The sequence below is a fragment of the Amycolatopsis thermalba genome (assembly GCF_003385215.1).
In the GTDB taxonomy this organism is placed as follows: Bacteria; Actinomycetota; Actinomycetes; order Mycobacteriales; family Pseudonocardiaceae; genus Amycolatopsis_E; species Amycolatopsis_E thermalba.
On record NZ_PQHW01000007.1, the window covers coordinates 15,474 to 38,731 of the forward strand.

24 protein-coding genes are annotated in these 23,258 nt (G+C 73.0%); 11 read left to right on the plus strand and 13 right to left on the minus strand.

Annotation, left to right across the window (positions count from 1 at the left end; all coding sequences use genetic code 11):
* Window positions 1-30 precede the first annotated feature (30 nt).
* Window positions 31-1,023 carry a dTDP-glucose 4,6-dehydratase gene (gene rfbB / locus D0D15_RS04815; protein ID WP_094006910.1) on the plus strand — a complete coding sequence of 331 codons (993 nt, stop codon included), beginning with the start codon at window positions 31-33 and terminating at the stop codon, window positions 1,021-1,023.
* 2 nt (window positions 1,024-1,025) lie between these two features.
* Complete coding sequence (gene rfbD, locus D0D15_RS04820) at window positions 1,026-1,925, plus strand: dTDP-4-dehydrorhamnose reductase (RefSeq protein WP_208646165.1); 900 nt, start codon at window positions 1,026-1,028, stop codon at window positions 1,923-1,925.
* On the opposite strand, the gene D0D15_RS04825 is transcribed toward rfbD, so the two are convergent.
* On the minus strand, window positions 1,897-2,439 hold the full coding sequence (locus D0D15_RS04825; protein WP_094006908.1) for a TetR/AcrR family transcriptional regulator: 543 nt from the start codon (window positions 2,437-2,439) through the stop codon (window positions 1,897-1,899). The two genes, rfbD and D0D15_RS04825, sit on opposite strands and share 29 nt — an antisense overlap.
* Window positions 2,440-2,516: 77 nt before the next feature.
* Between D0D15_RS04825 and D0D15_RS04830 the strand changes: the two genes are divergently transcribed.
* Window positions 2,517-3,257 (plus strand): SDR family oxidoreductase, encoded by a 741-nt coding sequence (locus tag D0D15_RS04830; RefSeq protein WP_094006907.1) that lies wholly within the window; start codon window positions 2,517-2,519, stop codon window positions 3,255-3,257.
* 116 nt (window positions 3,258-3,373) lie between these two features.
* Here D0D15_RS04830 and D0D15_RS04835 read toward each other — a convergent pair whose 3' ends face one another.
* Genes D0D15_RS04835 through D0D15_RS04845 form a run of 3 tightly spaced genes read right to left on the minus strand, consistent with a single transcriptional unit; the run spans window position 3,374 to window position 7,898 of the window.
* Window positions 3,374-4,459 (minus strand): glycosyltransferase family 4 protein, encoded by a 1,086-nt coding sequence (locus D0D15_RS04835; protein ID WP_094006906.1) that lies wholly within the window; start codon window positions 4,457-4,459, stop codon window positions 3,374-3,376.
* Complete coding sequence (locus D0D15_RS04840) at window positions 4,452-6,956, minus strand: glycosyltransferase (protein WP_094006905.1); 2,505 nt, start codon at window positions 6,954-6,956, stop codon at window positions 4,452-4,454. The genes D0D15_RS04835 and D0D15_RS04840 overlap by 8 nt, the downstream gene beginning before the upstream one ends.
* Before the next feature lie 36 nt (window positions 6,957-6,992).
* Window positions 6,993-7,898 (minus strand): glycosyltransferase family 2 protein, encoded by a 906-nt coding sequence (locus D0D15_RS04845; protein ID WP_094006904.1) that lies wholly within the window; start codon window positions 7,896-7,898, stop codon window positions 6,993-6,995.
* 18 nt (window positions 7,899-7,916) lie between these two features.
* Between D0D15_RS04845 and D0D15_RS04850 the strand changes: the two genes are divergently transcribed.
* On the plus strand, window positions 7,917-8,966 hold the full coding sequence (locus D0D15_RS04850; RefSeq protein WP_094006903.1) for a glycosyltransferase family 4 protein: 1,050 nt from the start codon (window positions 7,917-7,919) through the stop codon (window positions 8,964-8,966).
* A gap of 42 nt (window positions 8,967-9,008) precedes the next feature.
* A complete protein-coding gene (locus D0D15_RS04855; protein ID WP_094006902.1) occupies window positions 9,009-10,157 on the plus strand; it encodes a glycosyltransferase family 4 protein in 1,149 nt (382 codons plus the stop codon).
* Window positions 10,158-10,270: 113 nt separating this feature from the next.
* On the opposite strand, the gene D0D15_RS04860 is transcribed toward D0D15_RS04855, so the two are convergent.
* A complete protein-coding gene (locus D0D15_RS04860; protein WP_094006901.1) occupies window positions 10,271-10,804 on the minus strand; it encodes a C-type lectin-like domain-containing protein in 534 nt (177 codons plus the stop codon).
* Between the two features lie 106 nt (window positions 10,805-10,910).
* On the opposite strand from D0D15_RS04860, the gene D0D15_RS04865 reads away from it, so the two are divergent.
* Window positions 10,911-11,783 carry a glycosyltransferase family 2 protein gene (locus D0D15_RS04865; RefSeq protein WP_094006900.1) on the plus strand — a complete coding sequence of 291 codons (873 nt, stop codon included), beginning with the start codon at window positions 10,911-10,913 and terminating at the stop codon, window positions 11,781-11,783.
* A gap of 7 nt (window positions 11,784-11,790) precedes the next feature.
* Here D0D15_RS04865 and D0D15_RS04870 read toward each other — a convergent pair whose 3' ends face one another.
* A complete protein-coding gene (locus D0D15_RS04870; RefSeq protein ID WP_198958294.1) occupies window positions 11,791-12,132 on the minus strand; it encodes a hypothetical protein in 342 nt (113 codons plus the stop codon).
* 143 nt (window positions 12,133-12,275) lie between these two features.
* Between D0D15_RS04870 and manB the strand changes: the two genes are divergently transcribed.
* Both manB and D0D15_RS04880 read left to right on the plus strand, forming a co-directional pair.
* Window positions 12,276-13,355 carry a mannose-1-phosphate guanylyltransferase gene (manB, locus tag D0D15_RS04875; protein WP_094006898.1) on the plus strand — a complete coding sequence of 360 codons (1,080 nt, stop codon included), beginning with the start codon at window positions 12,276-12,278 and terminating at the stop codon, window positions 13,353-13,355.
* Window positions 13,355-14,251 (plus strand): DNA-3-methyladenine glycosylase family protein, encoded by an 897-nt coding sequence (locus tag D0D15_RS04880; RefSeq protein ID WP_094006897.1) that lies wholly within the window; start codon window positions 13,355-13,357, stop codon window positions 14,249-14,251. Before manB ends, D0D15_RS04880 begins: the two co-directional genes overlap by 1 nt.
* A 172-nt stretch (window positions 14,252-14,423) precedes the next feature.
* Here D0D15_RS04880 and D0D15_RS04885 read toward each other — a convergent pair whose 3' ends face one another.
* Genes D0D15_RS04885 through D0D15_RS04905 form a run of 5 tightly spaced genes read right to left on the minus strand, consistent with a single transcriptional unit; the run spans window position 14,424 to window position 18,372 of the window.
* Complete coding sequence (locus D0D15_RS04885; protein WP_094006896.1) at window positions 14,424-14,786, minus strand: GntR family transcriptional regulator; 363 nt, start codon at window positions 14,784-14,786, stop codon at window positions 14,424-14,426.
* Window positions 14,783-15,313: an NUDIX domain-containing protein gene (locus D0D15_RS04890; protein ID WP_094006895.1), complete on the minus strand. Its 531-nt coding sequence runs from the start codon at window positions 15,311-15,313 to the stop codon at window positions 14,783-14,785. The genes D0D15_RS04885 and D0D15_RS04890 overlap by 4 nt, the downstream gene beginning before the upstream one ends.
* The gene (locus D0D15_RS04895) at window positions 15,310-16,641 is read right to left on the minus strand and encodes a coenzyme F420-0:L-glutamate ligase (RefSeq protein ID WP_162830498.1); all 1,332 of its coding nucleotides are present in this window, start codon (window positions 16,639-16,641) and stop codon (window positions 15,310-15,312) included. Before D0D15_RS04895 ends, D0D15_RS04890 begins: the two co-directional genes overlap by 4 nt.
* Window positions 16,634-17,629, minus strand: a complete 996-nt coding sequence (cofD, locus tag D0D15_RS04900) for a 2-phospho-L-lactate transferase (RefSeq protein WP_094006939.1) — start codon at window positions 17,627-17,629, stop codon at window positions 16,634-16,636. Before cofD ends, D0D15_RS04895 begins: the two co-directional genes overlap by 8 nt.
* Window positions 17,626-18,372, minus strand: a complete 747-nt coding sequence (locus D0D15_RS04905; RefSeq protein WP_094006893.1) for a GNAT family N-acetyltransferase — start codon at window positions 18,370-18,372, stop codon at window positions 17,626-17,628. Before D0D15_RS04905 ends, cofD begins: the two co-directional genes overlap by 4 nt.
* 117 nt (window positions 18,373-18,489) lie before the next feature.
* Between D0D15_RS04905 and fdxA the strand changes: the two genes are divergently transcribed.
* Both fdxA and dapC read left to right on the plus strand, forming a co-directional pair.
* On the plus strand, window positions 18,490-18,810 hold the full coding sequence (gene fdxA / locus D0D15_RS04910; protein ID WP_020420964.1) for a ferredoxin: 321 nt from the start codon (window positions 18,490-18,492) through the stop codon (window positions 18,808-18,810).
* A complete protein-coding gene (dapC, locus tag D0D15_RS04915; protein ID WP_115944268.1) occupies window positions 18,807-19,901 on the plus strand; it encodes a succinyldiaminopimelate transaminase in 1,095 nt (364 codons plus the stop codon). Before fdxA ends, dapC begins: the two co-directional genes overlap by 4 nt.
* Here the strand turns inward: dapC and D0D15_RS04920 are convergent.
* Window positions 19,895-20,491, minus strand: a complete 597-nt coding sequence (locus D0D15_RS04920; protein ID WP_094006891.1) for a TetR/AcrR family transcriptional regulator — start codon at window positions 20,489-20,491, stop codon at window positions 19,895-19,897. The genes dapC and D0D15_RS04920 overlap by 7 nt on opposite strands.
* Window positions 20,492-20,561: 70 nt before the next feature.
* On the opposite strand from D0D15_RS04920, the gene D0D15_RS04925 reads away from it, so the two are divergent.
* Window positions 20,562-21,938, plus strand: a complete 1,377-nt coding sequence (locus tag D0D15_RS04925; RefSeq protein WP_094006890.1) for an FAD-dependent monooxygenase — start codon at window positions 20,562-20,564, stop codon at window positions 21,936-21,938.
* Window positions 21,939-22,305: 367 nt separating this feature from the next.
* On the opposite strand, the gene D0D15_RS04930 is transcribed toward D0D15_RS04925, so the two are convergent.
* Window positions 22,306-23,247, minus strand: coding sequence for a CHAD domain-containing protein (locus D0D15_RS04930; protein WP_233157376.1), 942 nt, complete (start codon window positions 23,245-23,247; stop codon window positions 22,306-22,308).
* Between the last annotated feature and the right edge of the window lie 11 nt (window positions 23,248-23,258).

Genomic DNA, 23,258 nt, shown 5'->3' on the forward strand with positions numbered 1-23,258 from the left:
GTCCATGACGATCTTGAGGAGGAGCAGGCGATGCGGGTCCTGGTGACCGGGGGCGCGGGTTTCATCGGCTCGCACTACGTCCGGCAGGCGATCTCGGGGGCCTACCCGGCGCTCGCCGACGCCGAGGTGGTGGTGCTCGACAAGCTCACCTACGCCGGCAACGAGGCCAACCTGGCGCCGGTCGCGGACTCGCCGCGGCTGCGGTTCGTGCGGGGCGACATCACCGACGCGGAGGTGGTCGCCGGGGTCGTGCAGGGCGTCGACCTGGTCGTGCACTTCGCCGCCGAGTCGCATGTGGACCGCTCCATCCTCGGCTCCGCCGACTTCGTGCTGACCAACGTGCTGGGCACGCAGACCCTGCTGCAGGCCGCGCTGGACGCCGGGGTGGGCAAGTTCGTGCACGTCTCGACGGACGAGGTGTACGGCTCGATCGAGAGCGGATCGTGGTCGGAAGACCACGTGCTGGAGCCGAATTCGCCGTACTCGGCGTCGAAGGCGTCCTCCGATCTGATCGCGCGGTCCTACTTCCGGACGCACGGACTACCCGTGTGCGTGACGCGGTGCTCGAACAACTACGGGCCGTACCAGTTCCCGGAGAAGGTCATCCCGCTTTTCGTTACCAACTTGTTGGACGGGCTCACAGTCCCGCTCTACGGCGACGGGCTGAACGTTCGTGACTGGCTGCACGTGGACGACCACTGCCACGGCATCCAGCTGGTGGCCGACGGCGGCCGTCCGGGGGAGATCTACAACATCGGTGGTGGCACGGAGCTGACCAACCGTGAGCTGACCGAGCGACTGCTGGCCGCGGTCGGGGTGGGCTGGGAGCGCGTCGAGCGGGTCGCCGACCGCAAGGGGCACGACCGGCGGTACTCGGTGGACATCACCAAGATCAGCACCGAGCTCGGGTACGCGCCGAGGGTTTCCTTCGACGAGGGTCTGGCGGATACCGTGCGCTGGTACGCCGACAATCGCGCGTGGTGGGAGCCGCTGAAGCGGCGCGCCGCGCTGGTGGGGAAGTGACGATGCTCAGTGTGCTCGTGCCCGGCGGAACGGGGCAGCTCGGCAGCGCCCTGTCCGCGCTCGCCTCGTCCGAGGTCCAGGTGGTCGCGCCGTCGTCGGGCGAAGTCGACCTGACCAGCGCCGGTTCGGTGATCGCCGCGGTCAACGCGCTGGCCGCCGAAGCCGCGGAGGCCGGGCGCAGCCCGCTGGTGATCAACGCGGCCGCGTCCACCGCGGTGGACGCGGCGGAGACCGACGAGCCGCGCGCGTTCCGGATCAACGCCGACGGCGCCCGGGTGCTGGCGGCGGCCTGTTCGTCGCGGCGGGTGCCGCTGATCCACGTGTCGACCGATTACGTGTTCCCCGGTGACGCGTCGCGGCCGTACGAGCCGGAGGACCCGCTGGGGCCGCGCAGCGCGTACGGCCGGACCAAGGCGGCCGGTGAGGACGCCGTGCTGGGGTCCGGGGCGCGGGCGTGGGTCGTGCGGACGGCGTGGGTGTACGGCGCGGGCGGGTCGAACTTCGTGGAAACCATGCGCCGCCTGGAAGGCGAGCGGGACACGCTGTCCGTTGTGGACGATCAGCGCGGCTCGCCGACGTCGGCCGCCGACCTGGCCGCGGGGCTGCTGGAGCTCGGCCGGGCCGTGGTGAGCGGGCACGGGCCGCAGCGGCGGGTGCTGCACTGCACCAACGCCGGCGAGACCACCTGGTACGGCTTCGCGCGGGCGATCTTCGAGGAGCTGGGGGCGGACCCGGAGCGGGTGGAGCCGTGCACGACGGCCGAGTTCCCCCGGCCGGCGCCGCGGCCGCCGTACTCGGTGCTGTCCAACGAGGCGTGGCAGCGGGCCGGGCTCACGCCGCTGCGGCCCTGGCGGGAGGCGCTGCACGCCTACCTCAACGGGGACGCAGACCGTCCACGATGACCGCCACGATCCGGTGGGCCCGCGCGTCCCACTCGGCTTCGGGGACTCGGGACAACGCGCCCAGCAGCAGGATGACGTCCGCGGCGTCGACCTCTTCGCGCACTTCGCCGGCGGCCTTCCCACGTTCCAGCAGCATCCCGAGCGCCTCGTCCAGCCGGTGGTGCTGGTCGGTGTAGAGGTCCTGCCACGCCGAGGCCTCGATCGCCGCCATCACGCCGCGCTTGACCCGCGCGTAGCCGAGCAGCCGCTCCAGCCAGCCGGTCAGCGCGCGGAGCGGGGGGTGCTCGGCCAGCAGCGGTGCGACGGCGTCGACGAGCTGGGTCATCTCGTGCCGGTACACCTCGGCGAGCAGGTGCTCGCGGGTCGGGAAGTGCCGGTAGAGGGTGCCTTGGCCCACGCCCGCGGCCTTCGCGACCGCGTGGAGCTTCAGGTCGTCGGAGGTGTCCAGTTCGGCGCGCGCGGCCTCGACGATGCGGTCCCGGTTGGCCGCTGCGTCCGATCGGCGAGCGGGCACGGCACTCCTCCTTCGCTGAGCGGACAACTGTCCGGTACAGTAAGCGGACAGTTGTCAGCTTAGTGGGAGGGTCCGTCGTGAGCGGAGTGGACGGCAAGGTCGTCGCCATCACCGGAGCCAGCAGCGGCATCGGTGAGGCAACGGCACTGGAGCTGGCGGGTCGGGGCGCGGCGATCGTGCTGGGGGCCCGGCGAGGTGATCGGCTCGACGCGCTGGTGGCGCGCATCCGGGGCGAGGGTGGCCGGGCGGAGATGCTGGCGGTCGATGTCACCGAGCGGGCGGGTGTGGCGGAGCTGGTGGCCTTGGCGGTGGACCGGTTCGGGCGGCTCGACGTGCTGGTGAGCAATGCCGGCGTCGCCCGTCTCGCGCCGGTGGCCGATCTGGACGTGGACGACTGGGACGCGATGATCGACGTCAACCTGCGGGGTGTCCTGTACGGGATCGCCGCCGCGATGCCGGTTTTCCGCCGTCAGGGGCGGGGGCATTTCGTCACCACGGTGTCGACGTCGGGGTTGAAGATCGTGCCGACCCAGGCTGTGTACGCGGGGACCAAGAACGCGGTGCGTACCGTGCTGGAGGCACTGCGGCAGGAGTCGACCGACGGGGTGGTGCGGACGACCGCTGTTTCGCCGGGCTACGTGCGGACCGAGCTGGTCGATCACGTCGAGGATCCGGCGCGGCGGGAGGCGGCCCAGCGGGCGATGGCGGACCTCGGCATCAGCCCGGAGGCGGTGGCACGCGCCATCGCGTTCGCGATCGCGCAGCCGGACGACGTGGAGATCGGGGAGCTGGTGATCCGGCCCGCCCGGCAGGGGTGAGGCGCGGTCGGGAAAAGATCAAAAGATGTCCTCGCCGGACAGGCAGGCTCCGGGATGACCAAGGGCACGCCCGTCGCCTTGGGTGGGTGGTCGCTGGGTTGTGTTCGGGGCTCGCGCTAGCGCTGCGTGGCTTGCCGGTAGGCCGCCAGCGTCGTCTCCGCTGTCCGGCGCCACGTGAAGCTCGCCGCGTGGGCGCGTCGCTCGATGGACCTCGATGCCAGCGGGGGTTCCGCGACCGCCTCGCGCAGGGCGGCGATCAGGGCATCCACCTCGCCGTAGGGCGCCAGGTGCGCGAAGCCGCCCGAAATCTCGCGCAGCGCGGGGATGTCGGAGCACACCACGGGCACGTCCGAGGCCAGCGCCTCCAGCACGGGCAGGCCGAACCCCTCGTCCCGGGACGGGAGCACCAGCGCGGCCGCCCCCGCCATCACGTTGTGCAGGTCCCGCTCGGACAGGTACCCCAGCCGCCGGCTCCGCGGGCTCCCCGGCGCGGGCCCCGGACCGGAGAACACCAGGGGCGGCAGGTCCTCCGCCGCGGCGTGGGCCTTCAGCAACCAGTCCAGGCCCTTGCGCGGACCCGCCGCGCCCACGAACAGCAGGTACCGCTCGGGCAACCCCAGGCGCTCGCGCATCGGCTCGTCCGGTGGGCGTCCGGTGAACCACGCCGCGTCCACGCCCAGCGGCGTCACCACGACCTTCGCCCGGTCCACGTCCAGCCGCGTCGCCACCGCGTCCGCCACCGCCGCCGTCGGGGTGCAGATCACGTCCGCGCGGGCGGCGCCGCGGCGGACCAGCTCCGGCAGCTCCCGGTCACTCGGCGGCAGCTCGCCCGGCGCGTCCAGGAACGCCAGGTCGTGGATCGTCAGCACACCCGCGGCCCGCACCGCGCCAGGCAGCACGAAGTTGGTCCCGTGCACCACATCCGCCCGGCCGGCGAACAGCTCGATCGGCGGGAACGTCGACCGCAGCCACGCCTTGCGCAGCATCCGCGCGGCGACCGGCATGCCGCGAGCCCGCGCGCCGTGCGGCAGCACGTACCGCAACCGGCGCCAGCCACGCAACGTGAACGCCACCGCACGCATGTCCACATCGGACATCGAGGCGAGCTCTTCGGCCAGGGACGCCGTGTAGCGCCCGATGCCGGTCCGGTCACCCAGCAGCGGCGTGCCGTCCAGCAGGACCCGAAGCGCTCGCTCAGCCACGACGGCGGGCGACCTTCCGCACCCGGCCCGCTACCCGCCGCGCCAGCTCCTTCGGGCCGCCGTCGGCGAGGTACTCCTTGACCAGGGCCAGATCCCGCCGCACCGCCTCCGCGCCACGCACCGGCTCCTCCGCGGTCAGCGGGGCCGCGCCGATCAGCCGGTCGGCCGCCGGGCGCGGGTTGCGGCAGAACTCCACCAGCGGCGCCAGCGCGGTCGGCCACGCGAACCGCTGCGCGACGACCTCGATCCGCGCGCGGCACCCGGCGGCGAAGTCCTCGTCGTACAGCACCCGCTCCAGCGCGTCGGCCAGTGCGTCCACGTCCTCGGCCGGCACCACGACACCCAGCTTCTCGTCGCGCACCAGGTCGGCGAACGCGTCACCGTCCGTGGTCACGATCGGCAGCCCCGCCCACAGGTAGTCCAGCACCCGCGTGCGGAACGCGAACGTGGTCTCGACGTGCTCGTAGTGCGTCGTCACCCCGCAGTTCGCGTCGAGCAGCCAGTTCTGTCGCTCGCCGAAGGGCACCCACTGCTCGTTGAAGTACACGTGCTTGTCGGTCAGCCCGAGCCGGTCGGCCAGGTGGATCGTGCGCGCGCCGATGTCCATCTCGGCGACCTCGGGGTTCGGATGCTTCATCCCGAGGAACACCAGCTTCACGTCAGGCCGTCGCTGCCGCAGCCGGTCGATCGCGTGCACCAGCGTCAGCGGGTCGAACCAGCTGTAGACCCCACCCGCCCACAGCACGACCCGGTCGCTGCCGTCGATGCCCAGCGTCGACCGCAGGCCCGGGCCGGTCCGCACCGGCGGCTCCGGCGACAGGCCGAACGGGACGACCGACAGCAGCGACTGCGTGGTCGGATCGGCGTCGTACAGCCGCGGCGACAGGCGCCCCAGCGCGGCCAGGTGGCCCAGCCAGAACAACCGCTGCCGCTCCGACGCGCACAGGAAGAAGTCACCGCGCAGCAGCTGCGCGTCCAGCACCCGCGTCACCCCGGCCAGATCGGCGGCGCGGCGGTCGTCCGGCGCGCTCTTGCCCTGCTCCAGCAGCTCCAGGTGCATCGGGTCGTACAGGTCGCAGACCACGATCTTGTTCGAGTCCTGGGCCTTCAGCGCGGGCGCCATCTCCAGCACGTGACCCTGCAGGATCACGATGTCCGCCCACGCGACCGGCTCGGTCAGGTCCCGCTTCTTCGCCGCGCTGACGGGGAACGGCGCGGGCGGCGGCGCGGCCAGCGGGTTGACCGTGACCAGGCGCACGTCGTGCTCGGCGGACAGGACCGTGGCGATGTTCCACGCGCGGATCGCCGGGCCCGCCATGCGGTCGGTGATCGCGTCGCCGGTGATCACCAGGACCTTGCGGCGCTGCCCGAACACGGCTTCGATGCCGAAGACCTCGGCGAGCACGTCGTGCGCGGCGAGGTAGCGCGGCAGGGGATAGGCCGGCTCCATCGCCTTGCGCATGAGCGGGATCAGGTCGGCGTCGGTGCGCACGCGCGTGGCCTGCTCGGCGGCGCGCGACTCGGCCAGCGACGGCAGCAGTTCGACGAACTGGTCGATGGCCAGCACCCCGGCCAGCGTGGTGCGCGGAATCGGCACCGGCGCGGTCTCGACCGGACCGGCCTTGGCGAGGTCCAGCTGCGTCGGGTCGAGCTCGCCGCGGGCGGTGGCGCGGCGCACGGCCAGCGCCAGCGCGGCGGGCAGCACCTTCGCCAGCGTCTCGTCGGAGAGGTTCTTGTAGAGGGCGGCCAGAGCGTTGCGCTCCAGCAGGAAGGTCTCGCGGCCGGTGTCCGGGGCGTCCACTTCGGACATCGTGCCGTGGTGGCGGTGGTAGGCGACCGACTCCGGCACGTACCGCACGCGCCAGCCCCGCAGGTTGAGCCGCCAGCCCAGGTCGACGTCCTCGTAGAACATGAAGAAACGCTCGTCGAACCCGCCGAGCGCGCGGAACACGTCGGCCCGCACGAACATCGCCGAACCGGTGGCGAACAGCACGTCCTTGGCGACGTCGTGCTCACCGGGCGCGACATCGGCCAGCGGTCCGCCCGCGTGCCGTTTGTAGCCCATGCCGAACCAGGTCAGGCCCGCGTCCACGAAGTCCACGCCGGTGCCGTCCCAGTCCAGGACCTTGCTGGCCACGGCGGCGACGGTCGGTTCGGCCCGCAGCACCTCGACCGCCGTCTTCGCCCACGCCGCGTCCGGGCGGGCGTCGTTGTTGAGGAACGCGAGCACGCTGCCCTGGGCGTGCCGGGCGCTGAGGTTGCAGCCGCCCGCGAAGCCGGTGTTGGTGTCCGACTCGATCACCCGCGCGTCGCCCGCCGCGGCCTTGATGCGCGCGACGTCGTCACCGCCCGAGGCGTTGTCGACGACGAGCACCTCGAGGTTCGGGTAGTCGAGGTCCTCGCGCAGGGCGCGCAGGCAGGCGATCGTGTGCGCCGCACCCCGGTAGTTCACCAAGATCACCGAGACCAGCGGCAGTGGTGTGTCCCCCTGGACCAACGCCCGACCTCCGTACTCGCGTGTGTCCGGCAGAGACTATCGGGAGGTCCAGGCCGCCCAGACCGCGCCTCGGCGGACCGTCGAGCGGCGCGTGATCGACTTCCGCGCGGCCAGCGCGCCGGGCAGCCGGAGGATCACTTCGCCCAGGACGCGGCACCGCAGGCCGAGGCGGAAATTGGGCGCCTCCGGCACGTTCCGCTTCAGCGGCAGCAGGGCGGTGATCGCGGCGAACCGGGCCAGCTCGCGAGCGGCGATCGTGGCCGGGGCGCAGCGCAGGAGGGTGAGCAGCCGGTTGCGTTCGTTCCACCGGTGGAACCTCGCGGATCCCGGGTGCGTGCTGGCGCCGTGGCGGTGCGTGACACGTGCCGTGGGGACCGTCACGATGTCGTGGCCGGCGAGCCGCAGGCGCCACGCGGTGTCGGTGTCCTCGTAGTAGCAGAAGAAGCTCGACGGCACCCCGCCCACGTCACGGAGCGTGCGGGTGCGGATCAGCGCGGCGCCGCCGCAGAAGGCGAACGCCGGGGTTTCCGTGGTGTCGTAGCCGTGGCCGTCCGGGGTGAGGTTCACGCCGAGGGACTGGACCCGGCCGTCGGCGTGTTCGAGGCGGGACGCGGCGGCCGCGGCGTCGCCGACGTGGTCCTCCAGCTCGGCGAGCCAGTCCGGGGCGGGGGCCGCGTCGTCGTTGAGCCACACCGTGAACTCGGTGTCCACTTCGGACATGGCATGGGCGGTGGCGCCGGCGTACCCGGCGTTGCGGGGCAGGCGGCGGACCTCCGGCGCGGACGGGTGCGTGGCCAGCAGGCGGGCGGTGCCGTCGTCGGAGGCGTTGTCGATCACGAGCAGCCGGTGGGGACGCGTCTGGGCGGCGAGGGCGTCCAGGCAGGCGGTGATGTGCGCGGCACCGCGCCAGGTGACCACCACGACGGTGCTGCGGATCGGCACACCGGAAGAATACGGGCCGTGCCGGAACTCGTGGTCATCGCCGAGCAGCTGCTCGCGCCCGTGCCCGGCGGGACGGGCCGCTACACCGCCGAGCTGCTGCGTGCGCTGGCCGAGACCGCGCCGCCGGGGTGGACGGTGTCGAGCGTCACCGCGCGGCACGCCGAGAGGCTGCCCGGTGCGCGGATGCTGCCGTTGCCGCCGCGGGCGCTCGTCGCGGCGTGGCAGGCCGGGCTGCCGTACTGGCCGGGCGGGGACGCGGTGCACGCGCCGACCCCGCTGGCCCCGGCGCGGGTGCCGCGCGGGCGGACGTTGTCGGTCACCGTGCACGACACCGTGCCGTGGACCCATCCGGAAACGCTGACGCCACGGGGGGTGCGCTGGCACCGGGCGATGATCGCGCGGGCGGCCCGGCGTGCTTCGGGACTCGTCGTGCCGACGCGGGCGGTGGCCGACGACCTCCGCACGCGGGTGCCCGTGGCGGTGCCGGTGACCGTGGCCGGGCACGGCGTGGCGGAGGTGTTCACCCGCGACGACCTGCCCGAGGTGGACGTGCCGGACCGCTATGTGCTGGCGGTCGGGACCATCGAGCCGCGCAAGGGGATCGACGTCCTGGTGCGGGCGATGGAGCGGGTCGGGGTGCCGCTGGTGCTCGCCGGTCAGCCGGGCTGGGGTGGTCTGGACCCCGTCGCGATGGCCGGAAACCGGGCCGACGTGCGGGTTCTGGGCCGGTTGACCGACGTGGCGCTGGCGGCGGTGCTGCGGCGGGCGTCCGTGCTGGCCGCGCCGAGCGTCGCGGAGGGCTTCGGATTGCCGGTGCTGGAGGCGATGGCGGCCGGGGTGCCGGTGGTGCACTCGGACGCTCCAGCGCTGGTCGAGGTCGCCGGGGGAGCGGGCGTGGCGTTCCCGCGCGGGGACGCGGCGGCGCTGGCGGCGGCGTTGACCGACGTGCTGACCAGCCCGGAACGCGCGGCTGACCTGGCACGTCGTGGACGGGCGCGGGCCGCGGCGTTCTCCTGGGCGGGTGCGGCGCGGGCCGTCTGGGTCGTGCACGACCGCACCACTTCGTGAGTTCCCGACCACGGCGATCCTCATCAGCCGTACCCTGCACGAGTGGGAAGAGGCGAACCCAGCGTCCTGATCGATGCCACGGCCGTGCCTGCGGACCGGGGCGGGGTCGGTCGCTACGTGGACTCGCTGGTGGCGGCCCTGGACGACGACGGCGCGCGCATCACCGTGGTCTGCCAGCCGCGGGACTTCCGGCTCTTCGACCGGCTCGCGCCGCACTCGCGGGTCGTCCCGGCGGTCCAGTCCACCGCGACGCGCACCGCGCGGCTGATCTGGGAGCAGACGACGCTGCCGTCGCTGGCGCGGCGGCTGGGTGTGGACGTGGTGCACTCGCCGCACTACACGATGCCGCTGGCGGGGCCGTCGGCGTCGGTGGTGACGTTGCACGACGCGACGTTCTTCACCGACGCGGTGCTGCACTCGTCGGTGAAGGCGCGGTTCTTCCGCGGCTGGACGCGGACGGCGCTGCAGCGGGCGACGTTGTGCGTGGTGCCGTCGAAGGCGACGGCGTCGGAGCTGGCGCGGGTGGCGCGGGTGCGGCGGCAGCCGGCGATCATCGAGCACGGGGTGGACGTCGAGCGGTTCCACCCGCCGACGCCGGACGAGGTGCGGGCCGCGCGGGCGGCGATCGGGCTGGAGCGGATGCCGTACGTGGCGTTCCTGGGGGCGCTGGAGCCGCGGAAGAACGTGCCGGCGCTGATCCGGGGTTTCGTGAAGGCGGTGGAGCACCGGCCCGACCCGCCGGCGCTGGTGCTGGCCGGGCAGCCGGGCTGGGACACGCAGGTGGAGAAGGCGCTGGCGGCGGCGCCGTTGCGGTTGCGGGTGATCCGGGCCGGGTACCTGCCGTTCGGTTCGCTGGCGGGGTTCCTGGGCGGGGCGGAGCTGGTGGCCTACCCGAGCCTCGGGGAGGGCTTCGGGCTGCCGGTCCTGGAGGCGATGGCGTGCGGGGCGTGCGTGCTGACCACGCGGCGCCTGTCGCTACCGGAGGTGGGCGGCGACGCGGTCGCGTACTGCGGCGTCGGCCCGGGCGACGTGGCCGTCGCGCTGGGCGAGCTACTGGACGACCCCGCACGGCGCGCGTTCCTCGCCTCGGCCGCCCAGAGGCGCGCGAAGGAGTTCTCGTGGGCCACGAGCGCGGAGAAACACCGCGAGGCGTACGCCAAGGCGTGGCACCTGCACAAGCGGGAGCAATAGCCGTTGGACGGTGTTCGGCCGGATGGGGTATAGTCGTTGATGCGAGGCCCCCGTAGGGCCGAGAAGTGAGCCCGTGGTGCGTCCGGACGGTCGTGTCACGGGCTTTGCGCTGTTCAGAGGTTGATGACCTTGTCCACGACGGGCATCACCCGACGGCGCCAGTCGGCACCGGCGCCGTAGCACCAGGCGACCGCGTCGGGAATCCAGAGCAGCGGCGTGGCGGTCGAGTCGAGGTGCTCGTAGATGACACCGGTACCCGAAGGCCTGCCGCCGAGTGCTCGGTAGATCGTCGCCTGGTCGTGGCGGTCCTGTTCCTCGCGGCTGTCGATGACCACCCGGTGCGCCTGCATCGAAACCAGATCCCGTACTGCCTCGGAGAGGCAGCGTTGCCGGTCCTGTTCCTCGGTCTTGCGGGTCCGTGACGTCACGTACACGAGCGTCGAAGCGGCCAGGCCGCCGATGCGGTCGGCGAGGAGACGGCGGCGCGGCGGCTTCTCCTTCTTGAAGTGCAGCTCGCGCTGGCCCGGGAGCAGGAGCGCCGCCAGCTGTTTGCGGGTCGGCGCGAGGCTGGCCGGGTCCAGGACCGCGACGCACAGGAAGTAGCGGCTGTCACGGGCGGACTCGTCGATGAAGGCGTGGACCGACATTCCCGCAATTCTGCCGGGGTGTAGTCGTGTCACTCCGTGCGGTAGCGGACCGCCGCGGTGCTGATCGTGGGGTGCCTGCCTTGTTGCGTTGCGTAGTGGGGGCACAATGGCCCGCGTGACCGAGCCGAGCCGTTACGGCGACGGGGTCGCCGTGGTTGTCGTGACGTACTTCCCCGGTGAGGACCTCGACCGCTTCCTCGACAGCCTCGAAAAGGCGACCACCCGCGACGTCCACGTGGTCGTCGCCGACAACGACTCGACCGACGACGCCCTCGACCGGGCCGAGCAGCGCACGAACACGCACGTCCTGCGCATCGGCGAGAACCTCGGCTACGGCGGCGGCGCCAACCGCGGCGTGGCGACCCTCGACGAGCGCTACGGCTGGATCGTCATCGCCAACCCCGACCTCGAATGGGAACCCGGCTCGCTGGACACCCTCCTGGAAGCCGCCCAGCGCTGGCCCCGCGGCGGCGCCTTCGGCCCGCTCATCCGCGACCCCGACGGCACCGTCTACCCCTCCGCCCGCCTGCTGCCCTCGCTCGGCCGCGGCGTCGGCCACGCCGTCTTCGGCAAGATCTGGCCCGCCAACCCGTGGACCCGCGCCTACCGCCAGGAACACGCCGCCCCGAGCGAACGCACCTCCGGCTGGCTGTCCGGCTCGTGCCAGCTCATCCGCCGCGCGGCCTGGGACTCGGTCGGCGGCTTCGACACCCGCTACTTCATGTACTTCGAGGACGTCGATCTCGGCGACCGCATCGGCCGCGCCGGCTGGCACAACGTGTACGTGCCCTCCGCCGCGGTCACGCACATCGGTGGCAAGGCCACGTCCCGCGCGCCGAAGAAGATGCTGGCCGCCCACCACGAGAGCGCTTACCGCTACCTCGCCGACCGCCACCAGGGCCTCGCTTGGAAGCCGGTGCTGGCCGCGGTGAAGCTGGGTCTGAAGGTGCGCCTGAAGTTCGAGACGCGCGGCAGGTAACCCGGCCCTACAGGCCTTCCAGCCGCCGCGCGAAATCGGAGTTCCCGGTCTGCGTCTTGGTCGTCGGCACCAGGCCGTCGACCTCCTCCTCCGGCTGCACCGGCCGCAGGTCGACCCGCGTGTCCGGTTTCGAGTCCGGCAGGCTGCCCTGCACCGACTCGATCACCGACGCCGGCACCACGGCCGTCGTGTCCGGGTCGTCCGCGTCGATCTCGTCGACCACGTCCCGGGGGATCTGCTGCGTGGTCGAAGCGTCCATCGGCGAGGTCGCGGCGTCCGGCGTCACGACGAACGCACCCCGGGACTGTGCCCTGGCCAGCAGAGCATCCGCTCGATCGCGGGGGTCCATCCCCTAGGCCTCCCGACTCGACGTGGGCCCTCTCCGAACGGGGCCCTCCGTGTGCTGTCTAGGGTAGGCCCTCCGGGCCGTCGCCGTCATTGTTTCCCGCGGCTTGTCGCCCACCGGTGCGTGATAACGGGAAGGATTTCGAGGTGACATCGGAGCTTGATGTCGATGCCGTGGTGCTCGTGGGCGGTAAGGGAACCCGCCTGCGGCCGTTGACCCTGTCCGCCCCGAAACCGATGCTGCCCACCGCGGGCGTGCCGTTCCTGACCCACCTGCTGTCCCGCATCCGCGCCGCGGGGATCCGGCACGTGGTGCTCGGCACGTCCTACCGCGCCGAGGTGTTCGAGGAGCACTTCGGCGACGGCGCGTCGCTGGGGCTGGAAGTCGAGTACGTCGTCGAGGACGAGCCGCTGGACACCGGCGGCGCCATCCGCAACGTGGCCGGCCACCTGCGCGCCGACCACGCGGTCATCTTCAACGGGGACATCCTCTCCGGCGCCGACCTGCGGGCACTGGTCCAGACCCATCTCGACACGAGCGCGGACGTCACCCTCCACCTGCAGCGCGTCGAGGACCCGAGCCGCTTCGGCTCGGTGCCCACCGACGCAGACGGGCGGGTCACCGCGTTCCTGGAGAAGACCCCGAACCCGCCGACCGACCAGATCAACGCCGGCTGCTACGTGTTCCGCCGCCCGGTGCTGGAGTCGATCCCGGCCGGCCGCCGCGTGTCGGTCGAGCGCGAGACGTTCCCCGGCCTGCTGGAGGGCGGCGCGCACCTGCACGGGTTCGTCGACGCCTCCTACTGGCTCGACGTCGGCACCCCGGAGGCGTTCGTGCGCGGCAGCGCGGACCTGGTGCGCGGCCTGGCCCCCACCTCGGCGCTGCCCGGCCCGGCCGGCGAGGCCCTGGTCCTGGAGGGCGCGGACGTCGCCGCGGACGCGACCGTCACCGGCGGCTCGACCATCGGCGCCGGGGCGCACGTCGCGTCCGGGGCGCGGATCGGCGGGTCGGTGCTGTTCGACCGGGTGTCCGTGGCGGAGAATGCCGTTGTGGAGAACTCCGTGCTGGGCGTGGGCGCGCGCGTCGGCAAGGGGGCGGTGCTCAAGGGCGTCGTCCTCGGCGACGGCGCGGTCGTCGGCGCCGGGTGCGAGCTGCTCGACGGCGCCCGGGTGTGGCCGGACGTGACCCTGCCCGACGGTTCGATCCGGTTCTCCAGCGACGCCTGATGCGGTACCGCCCGCCGTTCACCCTCGACCTCGACGCGGTCCTCCGGCCGCTGCGCCGGGGCAAGGGCGATCCGTGCCTGCGGGCGGACGAGCACGGCCGGACGTGGCTCACCGGCAACACCGCCGACGGGCCGGGAACGCTGGTGCTGCGCCGCTTCGCCGACGGCGAGATCGAGGCCGCGGCGTGGGGCCCGGGGGCGGACCGGCTGCTCGACGGCGTGCCCGCGCTGGTCGGCGCCGAGGACGACGACAGCGAGTTCGTCTCGCACCACGACCGGATCGCCGAGGTGCGGCGCCGCATGCCGGGGCTGCGCCTCGGCGCGACCGGGCGGGTGTGGGACGTGCTGGTCCCGGCGGTGCTGGAGCAGAAGGTCACCGGTTACGAGGCGCGCCGGTCGTGGCGGGAGCTGTGCCGGTGGTTCGGCGAGCCGGCTCCGGGCCCGGCCCCGGCGGGGATGCGGGTGCCGCCGACGCCGGAGGCGATCATGTCCATTCCGGACTGGACCTGGCACCGCGCGGGCGTGGACCACAGCAGGCGGAAGGCGTTGATCTTCGCGGCGCAGGTCGCGCATCGGCTGGAGAAGGCGGTGGAGCTGCGCGGTGCGGAGGGGCGCGCGTGGCTGCGCAAGGTGCCGGGCATCGGGGTGTGGACCGCGTCGGAGGTCGCGCAGCGCGCCTGGGGCGATCCGGACGCAGTCAGCTTCGGCGACTTCCACATCCCGGCGGTGGTCGGGTACGCCCTGCTCGGCGAGCCCCTGGACGACGAGGGCCTGGCGGAGGTGCTGGCGCCCTACGCGCCACACCGGCAGCGCGCGGTGCGGTACCTGGAGGCGGCCGGGTTCTCGCGCCCACGCTTCGGCCCCAGGTTCTCGCCACGCGACTACCGCGCGATGTGACACACGCCCCCGAGCGTGGGACTCGCGCGCTCGAACGCAGAACTCGCGCCCCCGAGCGTGGGACTCGCGTGCGTGAGCGTGGGACTCGCGCGGTGGTGCGAGTCCCACGTTCCTGCTTGCGAGTTCTGCGTTCCGGGGCGTGAGTTCTGCGTTCCGGGGCGTGAGTTCTGCGTTACCGCGTGATGTGCAGCGCGGCGCGGGCGATCTTCAGCGCCTCCTCGCCGGACAAGCCCAAAGCTCGCGTCACCGCGGCGTACGTCTCGGCCGCCTCGCGCGCCCGCGCCAGCGACTCGTCCCCCGCGGCGGCCACGAACGAACCCGCCCGGCCGCGCGTTTCGATGAGCCCCGCCTCCTCCAGCTCCCGGTAGGCGCGGGCGATCGTGTTCGGCGCGATGCCCAGCTCCTCCGCCAGCCCGCGCACCGTCGGCAGCTTCGTGCCCACCGCGAGCGCGCCGGAGTTGATCTGCCGCGCCAGCCCGGACCGCACCTGCTCGTACGGCGGCACCGCCGAGGACGGGTCGACCGACACGATCATTCGCACGCCGCCGCGATCAGCTCGGTCAGGTCCTCCGAACCGGGCGGCAGCGCGGTCAGCGGCCACCACCGCAGGTCGTCCGACTCGTCGCTGCGCACCGGCTCCGAACCGGCCGGCGCGGTCACCACGAACCGCACGTCGAAGTGCCGCGTCGGCACCCCCAGCGAACACGTGATCGGGTGCACGTCCAGGTGCACCGGCTCCGCCGAGATCGTCAGCCCGCTCATCCCGGACTCCTCCGACGCCTCCCGCAACGCGGCGGCCGCCAGCGACGCGTCCGAATCCTCGCAGTGCCCGCCCAGCTGCAACCACCGCCCGACGCGCGGGTGCAGCGTCAGCAGCACGTGCGACCGCGAGGCGTCCAGCACCACGGCCGACGCGGTGATGTGCCCGGCCGCGCACGACCGGCGGCACGCGTCCTCCCGCGCGGCGAGGAACCCCAGGAACGCGTGCCGCAGCGCCTCCTGCCCGGCCGTGCCCGGCTGCCACTTCTCCAGCGTCTCCACCACGTCGGTGTGCAGGCTCACAGCTCGACCAGCCCGTCGGTCACCGGCTCGCGCGGCTGGGCAGCCGTGGCCGGGTGCCCGATCGCCACCGCGCCCAGCGGCTGCCACGACGGCTCCAGCCCCAGCACCTCACGCACCACGTCGGCGGCGAAGATCGTCGACCCGATCCAGCACGATCCGAGGTCCTCCGCCGCCAGCGCCACCAGCAGCCCCTGCACGGCGGCGCCCCCGGCGACGGTGAACATCGTCCGTTCGCACGCGTTGCGCCGCTCGTCCGGATAGGTGTGCGCGCCGTCGGGCACCAGGAACGGGATCACCACCTCGGGCGCCTCGAACAGGATGTCCCCGCGCGCCGCGCGCCGGGCGATCTGCTCCTCGGTGAACGCGTCGCCGGCCAGGTCGGCCCGCCACGCCTCGCGCATCGCCTCCAGCAGCTTCGTCCGCAGCCCGCGGTCGCGCAGCCACACGAACCGCACCGGCCGCGTGTGGTGCGGCGCGGGCGCGGTCAACCCGGCGCCGATCGCGCGGCGCAGCGCGTCCGGATCGACCGGCTCGTCGGTGAACGAGCGCACCGACCGGCGTACCAGCACCGCCTCGCGACGGCCCTGCGCGATCGCCTCGCGCGTGCCGAGGGAGAACATGTCCTCCTCCGACGGCCGCACCAGCTTCCGCGCGTCCGAGCCGTCGTCGGTGATCTCCAGCCCGCGCACCACCGCGACCGGCGTCGCGGTCAGCTTGCCCTTCACCAGGTCCGCGGCCGCCGCGATCTCGTCGGCCACCGCGATCTCGGTGACCTGCAGCTCGTTGCCCTGCGCGTCGACCTCGCCCTCGTAGGAGTGCAGCACGCGCAGCCCGCTGGCCCCGATGGCGTTGTCGGTCTGCCCGACCCGCCAGGCCCGGCCCATCGTGTCGGTGATGACCACCGCGATCTCGACGCCCAGCCGCTCGCGCAACCCGTTGCGCAGCGCCAGCGCCGAGGCGTCCGGATCGGCGGGCAGCAGCGCGATCTCGTCACCGGCCACATTGGACGCGTCCACACCGGACGCCGCCTGCACGACGCCGATCCGGTTCTGCGTGATCAGGGTCCGGTTGAAGCGGGCCAGCACCCGCACCGACTCCTGCTCGACCAGCTCGCGCCGCGCCGCGTCGCGGGCTTCCGGGTCGCTGGGCACGCGCACCAGCCGGCCCTCGATCTTCGACACGACCTTGCTGGTGACCACCAGGACGTCACCGGAGCGCAGCCAGGGCGCGGCGGTCGCGATCGCGCCGGTCAGGTCGTCGCCCGGCCGGAACTCGGGCAGGCCCTCGACCGGCAGGATGTCCAGCCGCGCGGCGGAATGGTCACTCAACTTCGGCTCCCGCGAGTTCGAGCGCGGCACGCGCCATCGCCGCGGTGGCGTCCACATCGGACATCAGCAGCGGCACCGCCCGCACCGCGACGCCCGGCACGTGCACGGTCTCGCCCTCGGCGACCAGCCAGCCGTCGAGCAGGCCGTCCTCCGAGGTCTGCCGCGACCCGTAGTGGATGCCGACGGCCTCGGCCGACGTCTCCACCCCGATCGCGCTCAGGCACGCGTCGGCCATGCCGCGCACCGGCTTGCCGCTGATGATCGGCGACACCCCGACCACCCCGGCCTCGGTCTTGCGCAGCGCCTCCGTCACGCCCGGCACGGCCAGCACGGTGCCGACCGAGACGACCGGATTGGACGGTGCCAACAGGACCGCGTCGGCCTCGGCGATGGCGTCCAGCACACCCGGCCCCGGCTTGGCCTCCTCGACCCCGACCGGCACGATCGAATGCGCCTGCGGCTCGGCGCGGTAGCGCACCCACCACTCCTGGAAGTGGATCGCCTTGCGGTTGCCCGGGTCCTCCGGGTCGTCGATGACGACGTGGGTTTCGACCCGGTCGTCGGTCATCGGCAGCAGCCGCACACCGGGTTGCCACCGGTCGCACAGCGCCTCGGTGACCGCGGACAGCGGGTAGCCCGCGCGCAGCATCCGCGTGCGGATCAGGTGGGTGGCGATGTCCTTGTCGCCGAGCCCGAACCACGTCGGCTCGGCGCCGTAGGCCGCCAGCTCCTCCTTGACCACCCAGGTCTCGCCCTGGTGCCCCCAGCCGCGCTCGGTGTCGATGCCACCGCCGAGCGTGTACATGCAGGTGTCCAGGTCCGGGCTGATCCGCAGACCGTGCATCCACACGTCGTCACCGGTGTTGACCACCGCCGTGATCTCGTGCGTCGAGTCCCCAGGGCCGATCGGGGGCAGACCCAGCGCGGCTTTCACTCCGAGCAGGAAGCGGGCGCCGCCCACCCCGCCGACAACTACGACAACCTTCACAGCGAGCGATCCTCGCACGCCCGGGGGCCCGGAACCCAGTACCGGTACCTGTGGTGCTCGGTGAACCCGAGCCGCTCGTAGAACGCGAGCGCTCCCGCGTTGTCCACGGCGACCTGGAGCACGGTCCGCGTCGCGCCGCGCTCGGCCGCCCACGGACCGCACGCGGCCATCAACGCCGAGGCCAGGCCGCGGCGACGGTAGTCCGGCCGGACCGCCAGCCGGGCGATGTGCAGGACGTCGTCGGCCACCGCCGCGCGCACCGCGCCGGCTGTGACTCCCATCACTTCGGCGACCGCGTAGCCGATCTCGCCGGTGGTGAGCACGTGCCGCTCGGCGTCGGTCGGATCGGGCCGTCCGACGGTCAGCTCCCACCAGTTGGCGGTCGGCTCGGGGAGGACGGGCACCTCTTCGGCGCCTTCACCGAGCGGGCCGGTGAGCACGGACACCAGGTGCCCGGCGGCGTGACCGGTGTTCGGCACCCAGCCCGCGGCCTCGATCGCGCGCTCGTTCGCGCTGCCGGCGACCACGTGCACGACCGGCGGGATCGCGTGGGCGTGGGCGAAGTCACAAACAGCCGCCAGTGCGCTGCCGATCGGCATCCCCGGGTCACCGACGGCCAATGCGCTGTTGGCGCGCCCGGTGAAGCCGCCGGCGGCGCGAAGCCGCCAGTCACCGATCTTGTCCACGGTTACCGCCGGCCACGCGTCGGCGCAGCGCAGTTCGAGCGTCTCGGAGGAGTCCACGCCCCCATTGTGCTCGCCGATCGGCGGATTAAGGGTGGCCTTACTTTGGAAGGTCCGCGCATCGGCGCGTAATGTCCAGGATTGGTAGTGGATCCTTGGACCTAGCTGGAGATCGCAGTGACGTACGTGATTGCCGAGCCCTGCGTCGACGTGCTCGACAAGGCGTGCATCGACGAGTGCCCCGTCGACTGCATTTACGAAGGCGACCGCATGCTCTACATCCACCCGGACGAGTGCGTGGACTGCGGTGCCTGCGAGCCGGTGTGCCCGGTCGAGGCGATCTACTACGAGGACGACGTGCCGGACGAGTGGGCCGAGTACACCAAGGCCAACGTCGACTTCTTCGACAGCCTCGGCTCGCCGGGCGGCGCCTCCAAGGTCGGCAAGACCAGCAACGATCCGCAGTGGATCAAGGACCTGCCCCCGCAGGGCGAATGAACCGCGGCGGTACCGGTCTGCCCGACTTCCCGTGGGACTCGCTCGCCGAGCCCACGGCACGGGCGAAGTCCCACCCGGGCGGCCTCGTCGACCTGTCGGTCGGCACGCCGGTCGACCCGGTGCCCGAGTCGATCCGGGCCGCCCTCGCGTCGGTCTCGGAGATCCCCGGGTACCCGACCACCCACGGCACGCCGCAGCTGCGTGCGGCGGCGGTCGAGGCGCTGAACCGACGGCACGGCGTCACCGGCGTCGACCCGGCGGCGGTGTTGCCCACGATCGGGTCCAAGGAGCTGGTCGCCTGGCTGCTGCGGCTGCTCGGCGCCGAGCCCGGCGACACCGTGGTGATCCCCGAGCTGGCCTACCCGACCTACGAGGTCGGCGCGCTGCTCGCGGGCGCCGGGATCCTGCGCGCCGACGACCCGCGCGGTCTCGCCGAGACGCCCGCGATCGTCTGGCTGAACTCGCCGTCCAACCCGACCGGACGCGTGCTGGGCGCCGACACGCTGCGCGGGATCGTCGAGTGGGCCCGCGAGCGGGACGTGATCGTGGTCTCCGACGAGTGCTACCTCGCGCTGGGCTGGGACGCCGATCCGGTGTCGATCCTGCACCCGTCGGTGTGCGGCGGGCGCCACGACAACCTGCTGGCCGTGCACTCGCTGTCCAAGTCCGCGAACCTCGCCAGCTACCGCGCCGGGTTCGTCACCGGTGACCCGGAGCTGGTCGCCGGGCTGCTGGCGGTGCGCAAGCACGCCGGCATGATCGTGCCGCGCCCGGTCCAGGAGGCGATGACCGCCGCGCTGACCGACGACAGCGCGCTGACGCTCCAGCGCGAACGCTACGCCCGCCGTCGCCTGGTGCTGCAGAAGGCGTTGCAGGACAACGGTTTCCGCATCGACCACTCCGAGGCCGGGCTCTACCTGTGGGCCACCCGCGGTGAGGACGCCTGGCAGACCGTGCGGTGGCTGTCCGAGCGCGGGATCCTGGTCGCGCCGGGCACGTTCTACGGTCCCGCGGGCGGCGAGCACGTGCGGGTGGCGCTCACCGCGACCGACGAGCGCGTCGAAGCCGCCGCCGAGCGCCTCGGTCAGTAGTCGCGGCCGCTGATCCCCCGGTAGACGAACCGGGTGAGCGCCTCGATCGCCTCGTCTTCGGTGAGGTCGGTCACCCCGTCGTGCCACAGCTGGGCGAAGCTGTCGACGACCGCGGTCATCAACGTGACGCTCGCCAGCGGTGAGCCGGGCAGGCGGTGGCCCGCCTCGGTCACGTAGTCCACGTGATCGGTGATCTCCTCGTTCTGCACCCGCGTGAACTCGTTGAGCTTGCGCGCGAAGTCCTCGTTGACCTGGGCCGCCTGCCGCAGGGCGCGCAGGGTCGCCGCGTGCTCGGCGTAGAAGTGCCAGTACCCCGCGACGTGGAACCGGACCGCCGTGGGATCGGTGAAGTCCGGGCTGTGCTCGGGGTGGTCCACGGTCTCGTCGCCGGCCGCCTCCAGGTCGGCCAGCAGTGACTCGAGCAGTTCTTCCTTGCTGGCGAAGTGGTTGTAGAACGACCCGGCCGCCCGACCCGCCTCGGCCGTGATGTCGGTGATCTTCGTGTTCAGGTAGCCCCGCGTGGCGAACAGGCGCTGCGCGGCGGCCTTCAGCGCGGCCTCGGTCTCCGCGGCCTTCTCCTTGCGCTTCACCGCACCTCCTTGACGGGAGCACGCTAGCAAGTCCATTATGAATTTAAATTCAGTGAATGGAGATTCAGTCATGGATGTTTTGATCGCGGGCGCCGGCCCGGCCGGGCTCGCCCTGGGCATCGACCTCGCCCGGCGCGGGGTGGGCGTGCGAATCGTCGACAAAGCGACCGAGTTCTTCCGGGGGTCCCGGGGCGACGGGCTGCAGCCGCGCACGCTGGAGGTGTTCGACGACCTCGGGGTGATCGACGCGGTGCTGGCCGCGGGCCGGGACACACCGGCCTTCCGGGTGCACCTGGACGGCGAGTTCGTGGGGGAGCGCCGGATGGCCGAGCGGCGCGAGCCGACGCCGGACGTGCCCTACCCCAACGGGTGGACGCTGGGGCAGGCGCAGATCGAGGGCATCCTGCGCGACCGGCTGGCGGAGTTCGGGGTGCGCGTCGAGCTGGGCGCGGCGCTGACCGGTTTCACGCAGGACGCCTCCGGGGTCACCGCGGAGCTGGCCACCGGGGAGACCGTGCGGGCGGACTACCTGGTCGGCGCGGACGGCGGGCGCAGTTTCGTGCGGAAGGCGCTGGGGATCGAGTTCGAGGGCGTCACGGACGAGTCGGTGCGGATGCTGCTGGGCGACGTCGAGGCCGATCTCGACCCGGAGTTCGGTTACTGGTTCGCGCGGGCGGCGGATCCGGGGCGCGGGGTCGTGATGAGCCCGCTGCCGGGGATCGGGCTGTTCCAGTTCGGTGCGCCGCTGGGGGAGGAGGACGTCGAGCCGAGCGTGGTGACTTTGCAGTCCATTCTGGACGGAGTCGGTGCCGGCGTGCGGCTGGGGGAGCTGACGTGGTCGACGGTGTGGCGGCCGAACGTGCGGCTGGCGAAGCGGTTCCGGGTGGGCCGGGTGTTCCTGGTCGGCGATGCGGCGCACGTCCACCCGCCGACCGGTGGGCAGGGGCTGAACACGAGCGTGCAGGACGCGTACAACCTGGGCTGGAAGCTCGCGGACGGGTCGCCGGAGCTGCTGGACAGCTACGAATCCGAGCGGCGGGGGGTGGCCGAGCGGGTGCTGCGCGTCTCGTCGGAGCTGCTGCGCAAGTACCTGGAGGGCGACGAACGGGCGCACGAGCGCGGTGAGGAGACCCAGCAGCTGGACATCAGCTACCGGACTTCGGACGAGCCCGGGCTCGCGGTGGGGGACCGGGCGCCGGACGCGCCGCTGGTGGATGAGAGCGGCAAGGCGATCCGGCTGTTCGACCTGTTCCGCGGCCCACACGCCACCCGGCTGATCTTCGGCGGCCCGGCAACGGACGAGCCGCACACCTACGCGGTGCTGCGCCCGGGGGAGTCCGCCAGGGGCCGGCACGTGGTCGACGCCGAGGGGCACGCTTTCGCCGCGTACGCCGCGAAGGAGGTTGTGGTGCGGCCGGACGGGTACGTGGGCACGCTGGTGCGCTAGTGACGTCGATGTGGGCGGCTGGTGATGGTGTGGTCGTTCTGGTTGTGACTGCGGTCGGCGGGCCGCCGGTCAGGCGGCCCGCCGGTGCAGCTGCCGCCCGGTGGAGGGAGTCGGGCGGTGGGGGTTGGCCGCAGCCTTTGGCTGCGGTCGTGGGTGCCGTCGGCGCGCGGGCGCGTGGGGGTCTGGTCGGTGTGGCTGCTGCCTGGTGCAGGGGGCCAGGCAGTGGGGGCCGCTGGCCGCAGCCTGGCTGCGGCCGTGAAGTGCCGTCAGTGCGCGGCGCCCCGGCGGCCGGCCTGGCCGCGCTAGCCGCGCGGTGGCCTGGCCGGTGCAGCTGCCGCTCAGTGCAGGGGGCCGGGCGGTGGGGGCGCTAGCCGCACACCTTGGCCGCCGCCGCGTTCACCTTCGCCAGTGCTGCCGGCCAGGCGGCCCGGGCGGTGGCGCGGCGCCTCAGTTCCCGCTCCGCGATGCGGCCCGCGACGAAACCCACGGCGGGATCGTCGGCCACCGCGAGCAGGTCCCGCATCCGCGCGGCGGCCACCACCGCGTCCTGGTGGTCCCCGAGCACGTCCTGCAGCCGCTTGGTCGCCTTGATCAGCTCCCGCACCCGCGTGACCTGCTTCTTCCGCGCCGCCGCCTGCGCCGTCTCCGCCGCGTACCGCAGCCGCTTGCCGTGGATCCGCAGCTCGTGCAGCTCGTCGTCCGGCGGGTCGGCCGGCAGGGCGGCCACCGCCTTCGCCAGCTTCCGGTACGGCTTGCGCACCACGGCACCGACGTCCACCGGGCCCGGCGCCGGATCAGCGGTCAGCTGCAGCTCCGTCAGCACCAGCCGCGCCGTCGACCGCAACAACGCCGCGTACCGGGCGCTGCCCAGGCACCGGTTGAGCCGCCGCTTCGCCTTCGCCCGCTCGGCCACGAAGATCCGCACCAGCCGCGCCCCGGCCGCCTGGTCGGGCTCGCCGAGCGACGCGACCGTCGCGCGCAGGTGACCGATCAGCACGTCGTGGTCGCGCACGTCACCGAGCCCGGCGGCGAGCCACTTCAGCTCGGCCCGCACGTCGTCGCCCGCCGGCCCCAGCAGCTTCAACGCGCTGCGGAGCCGGCGGACGGCCACGCGCATCTGGTGCAGGTCCTCGGGATCGGACCCGGACCGCGTGCCCGGCTCGTACCTGAGCATCGCGCGCAGCTGCCCGTCGATCCGGGCCCGGAGCAGCGTCTCCGGGGTGTCCCGCGGACCCGCGACCAGCGGTTGCCCGGGCAGGCCGAGGTCACCGACGGTCACGACCCGGGAGGGCAACGTAGCGGTGCTCACCAGATGAATGA

What these genes read in the sequence shown, in the direction of transcription:
- rfbB (WP_094006910.1), top strand. Translation starts at nt 31, where the DNA reads ATGCGGGTCCTGGTGACCGGGGGCGCGGGTTTCATCGGCTCGCACTAC.
- rfbD (WP_208646165.1), top strand. Translation starts at nt 1,026, where the DNA reads ATGCTCAGTGTGCTCGTGCCCGGCGGAACGGGGCAGCTCGGCAGCGCC.
- D0D15_RS04860 (WP_094006901.1), bottom strand. Translation starts at nt 10,804, where the DNA reads ATGTCGGTCCACGCCTTCATCGACGAGTCCGCCCGTGACAGCCGCTAC.
- D0D15_RS04865 (WP_094006900.1), top strand. Translation starts at nt 10,911, where the DNA reads ATGGCCCGCGTGACCGAGCCGAGCCGTTACGGCGACGGGGTCGCCGTG.
- D0D15_RS04870 (WP_198958294.1), bottom strand. Translation starts at nt 12,132, where the DNA reads ATGGACCCCCGCGATCGAGCGGATGCTCTGCTGGCCAGGGCACAGTCC.
- D0D15_RS04880 (WP_094006897.1), top strand. Translation starts at nt 13,355, where the DNA reads ATGCGGTACCGCCCGCCGTTCACCCTCGACCTCGACGCGGTCCTCCGG.
- D0D15_RS04885 (WP_094006896.1), bottom strand. Translation starts at nt 14,786, where the DNA reads ATGATCGTGTCGGTCGACCCGTCCTCGGCGGTGCCGCCGTACGAGCAG.
- dapC (WP_115944268.1), top strand. Translation starts at nt 18,807, where the DNA reads ATGAACCGCGGCGGTACCGGTCTGCCCGACTTCCCGTGGGACTCGCTC.
- D0D15_RS04925 (WP_094006890.1), top strand. Translation starts at nt 20,562, where the DNA reads ATGGATGTTTTGATCGCGGGCGCCGGCCCGGCCGGGCTCGCCCTGGGC.